Here is a 3,635-nt window from a genome sequence, read left to right as displayed (position 1 = left end):
GCCCGGCCTCCATAGCGTCTAGAATGCCCCCCTCACCTGGCGGTAAGGCGTGCCAGACACTTGCGGCGTTTGCCCACCGTGGCAACGATGTGGGTTATCCCTGAATACGCCCAGGCCCCTCCCAAGACGGCCTGGGCTACAATTTTGAGTTATTTTCGACGCAAGTCCTTGATTCCGGAGAAAAAATGTTGACAACCAACGCGCTCGCCAACGTCCTGGCGCAAGCTCCTGCGGCTGGCGGTGAAGGCGCCCTGATGGGAATGCTGCCCATCGTCCTGATGTTCGTGATCCTCTATTTCTTGATGATCCGGCCTCAGATGAAGCGCCAAAAGGAGCACAAGAACATGATCGCCGCGCTGGCCAAAGGCGACGAGGTGGTCACGGCCGGAGGCATCCTGGGCAAGGTCGCGCAGGTCAGCGATACCTACATTTCGATGGAAATCGCGCGCGAAGGCGACAAGCCGGTCGAAGTGCTGGTCCAGAAGACCGCCGTTCAGGCCGTGCTGCCCAAGGGCACCATCAAGGCCCTGTGAGCCGGGCGCTCGCGTCCATGCCGCTCCCGCGGCATCGATGCCTTGCAGGGGGCGGGCGCCAAGCGCCGCCCCTTTTTCGCATTCTGCGGCGTACCCCCGACGGGGTACTGGCGCCGACGCTCCAGCCTTCCGAGGTTTGATTACCGATGAATCGCTACCCTCTCTGGAAGTACATCATGATCGCGGTCGCGGTCGTGCTTGGCTTCATCTACACACTGCCGAATTTCTTCGGCGAATCCCCCGCCGTACAAGTCTCCAGCGCCAAGGCCACCGTCAAGGTGGATAACGACATGACCCAACGCGTAGACGAAATCCTGCGCGGCGCTGGGATCTCCAACACGGGGCTGTACTTCGAGCAGAATGGGCCGGTCGGCACAGTACGGGTACGCCTGGCCTCGACCGACCTACAGCTTCGCGCGCGCGACCTGCTCGAGAAGGCGCTCAACCCCGACCCTTCGGATCCGAGCTACGTCGTCGCGCTGAACCTGCTTTCGGCCTCTCCCGCCTGGCTGCGCTCCCTGCACGCCTTGCCCATGTACCTTGGACTGGACCTGCGCGGAGGCGTGCACTTCCTGCTGCAGGTAGACATGAAGGGCGCGCTGACCAAGCGCTATGACGCGATCACCGGCGACGTGCGCACGCTGCTGCGAGACAAGAACATCCGCCACGGCGGCATCGAGCGCGTCGGGCAAACCATAGAAATCAAGCTGCGCGATGCCGCCACGCGCGACAATGCGCGCAACGTGCTGCGCGACGCGCTGCCCGATCTCCAGCTCACCGAGCAGGACGCCGCCGGCGAGTTCAAGCTGATCGGCACGCTCAGCCCGCAAGCCATCAAGACCGCGCAAGACAACGCGCTGCGCCAGAACATTACGACGCTGCACAACCGCATCAACGAGCTTGGCGTGGCCGAGCCGGTCATCCAGCAACAAGGCGCGGACCGCATCGTCGTCCAGCTGCCCGGCGTGCAGGACGTCGCCAAGGCCAAGGACATCCTGGGCCGGACCGCCACCCTGGAGGTACGCCTGGTGGACGATTCGCCCGAAGCGCTGAGCGCACTCGCGAGCGGAACCGTTCCCTTTGGCCTGGAACGCTATACCGACCGCGACGGGCGGCCCGTCCTGGTACGCCGCCAGGTCATCCTGACCGGCGAAAACCTACAGGACGCCCAAGCCGGCTTCGACGGCCAGACCCAACAGCCCGCCGTGCACCTCACGCTGGACGCCAAGGGCGCCCGCATTTTCCGCGACGTCACCCGCGACAACGTCGGCAAGCGCATGGCCATCCTGTTGTTCGAGAAAGGCAAGGGCGAGGTCGTCACCGCCCCCGTCATCCGCACGGAAATCGGCGGCGGCCGCGTGCAAATCTCCGGCAGCATGACCACCGTCGAGGCCAACGACGTCGCCCTGCTGCTGCGCGCCGGCTCCCTGGCCGCGCCCATGGAGATCATCGAAGAACGTACCATCGGCCCGAGCCTCGGCGCGGACAACATCAAGAAGGGCTTCGACTCGGTGGTCTACGGCTTCGCCGCCATCGCGATCTTCATCATGCTCTACTATGGGCTGTTCGGGGTGTTCTCGGTCATCGCGCTGGCCGTGAACCTGCTCTTGCTGATCGCACTGCTGTCCATGCTGCAGGCCACGCTGACGCTTCCGGGCATCGCTGCCATCGCCCTCACGCTAGGCATGGCGATCGACGCCAACGTGCTGATCAACGAACGGATACGCGAGGAATTGCGTAACGGCGCCACCCCGCAGCAAGCCATCCACTACGGGTTCGAGCGCGCCTGGGGCACGATCCTGGACTCCAACGTGACCACGCTGATCGCTGCCGTCGCCCTGCTGGCCTTCGGTTCCGGCCCCGTGCGCGGCTTCGCGATCGTCCACACCATAGGCATCCTGACCTCGATGTTCTCTGCCGTCGTCGGCGCGCGCGCGCTGGCCAACCTCTGGTACGGCCGACGCAAGAAGCTCACCAAGATATCGATCGGCCAGGTCTGGAAACCCGAATAGGTCGCACACCATGGAATTTTTCCGCATCCGCAAGACCATCCCGTTCATGCGCCATGCATTGGTGCTGAACGTCATCAGCCTAATCACCTTCCTCGCGGCGGTGTTCTTCATCGCGACCAAGGGCTTTCACCTGTCGATCGAGTTCACCGGCGGCACGGTCATGGAGGTCGCCTACCCGCAGGCCGTGGAACTGGACCAGGTCCGCTCCACCATTGCCGCAAAGGGATACAGCGACTTCCAGGTGCAGAACTTCGGCACCTCGCGCGACGTGATGATTCGCCTGCCCAACGTCGAAGGCAAGACGTCGACGCAGCAGAGCAACGAAGTCATCGAAGCCTTGAAGGCCTCCGATCCGGGCGTCGAACTGCGTCGGGTTGAGTACGTCGGCCCCCAGGTAGGCAGGGAGCTCGCCGAGGACGGCCTGCTCGCACTGCTTTTCGTGGTGATCGGCATCATGGTCTACCTCGCCTTCCGCTTCGAATGGAAGTTCGCGGTGGCCGGCGTGGTAGCCAACCTGCACGACGTCGTCATCATCCTGGGCTTTTTCGCCTTCTTCCAATGGGAGTTCTCGCTGCCGGTCCTGGCTGCCGTGCTGGCCGTGCTGGGCTACTCGGTGAACGAATCCGTGGTCATCATGGACCGGATCCGCGAGAACTTCCGCAAGCAGCGCAAGGCCACCGTCAGGGAAGTCATCGACAGCGCCATCACGGCCACCATTTCCCGCACCATCATCACCCACGGCTCGACCCAGATGATGGTGATCGCGATGCTGATTTTCGGCGGTCCGTCGCTGCACTATTTTTCGCTGGCCCTGACCATCGGCATCTGGTTCGGCATTTATTCGTCGGTGTTCGTGGCCGCCGCCATCGCCATGTGGCTGGGCGTCAAGCGCGAAGACCTGGTCAAGCCAGTCAAGAAGAATACGGAAGAGGTCGTCGGCTAACCCGCCACTTCCTTACTCTCCCACGCCCGGCGCCGCCGGGCTTTTTTTTGGTTCATCGAGCATTACCGGGGAAGGCGGCACGGATTTTCAGGAAGAAGTATTCCTGGTCGCGGTAGCCATACGCGCGGCGCTTGATGACCTTGATGG

At 63.2% G+C, this 3,635-nt stretch carries 3 protein-coding genes; all 3 read left to right on the top strand.

Going from position 1 to position 3,635, the window contains the following annotated elements; translation table 11 throughout:
* The first annotated feature begins 185 nt into the window (after positions 1–185).
* The 3 genes from yajC to secF all read left to right on the top strand — a co-directional run bounded on the left by yajC (position 186) and on the right by secF (position 3,488).
* Positions 186–533, top strand: a complete 348-nt coding sequence (gene yajC / locus IRZ12_RS16550) for a preprotein translocase subunit YajC (protein WP_296470861.1) — start codon at positions 186–188, stop codon at positions 531–533.
* Between the two features lie 146 nt (positions 534–679).
* Positions 680–2,545 (top strand): protein translocase subunit SecD, encoded by a 1,866-nt coding sequence (gene secD, locus IRZ12_RS16545; protein ID WP_296470859.1) that lies wholly within the window; start codon positions 680–682, stop codon positions 2,543–2,545.
* Positions 2,546–2,555: 10 nt separating this feature from the next.
* Complete coding sequence (gene secF / locus IRZ12_RS16540; RefSeq protein WP_296470856.1) at positions 2,556–3,488, top strand: protein translocase subunit SecF; 933 nt, start codon at positions 2,556–2,558, stop codon at positions 3,486–3,488.
* Positions 3,489–3,635 lie beyond the last annotated feature (147 nt).

It is taken from the genome of Pigmentiphaga sp., assembly GCF_019689535.1.
Lineage (GTDB): Bacteria > Pseudomonadota > Gammaproteobacteria > Burkholderiales > Burkholderiaceae_B > Pigmentiphaga.
This window is presented reverse-complemented; position numbering and strand designations above follow the sequence as displayed.

Coding starts and splice junctions, on each gene's coding strand:
- secD (WP_296470859.1), top strand. CDS start 680: ATGAATCGCTACCCTCTCTGGAAGTACATCATGATCGCGGTCGCGGTC.
- secF (WP_296470856.1), top strand. CDS start 2,556: ATGGAATTTTTCCGCATCCGCAAGACCATCCCGTTCATGCGCCATGCA.
- yajC (WP_296470861.1), top strand. CDS start 186: ATGTTGACAACCAACGCGCTCGCCAACGTCCTGGCGCAAGCTCCTGCG.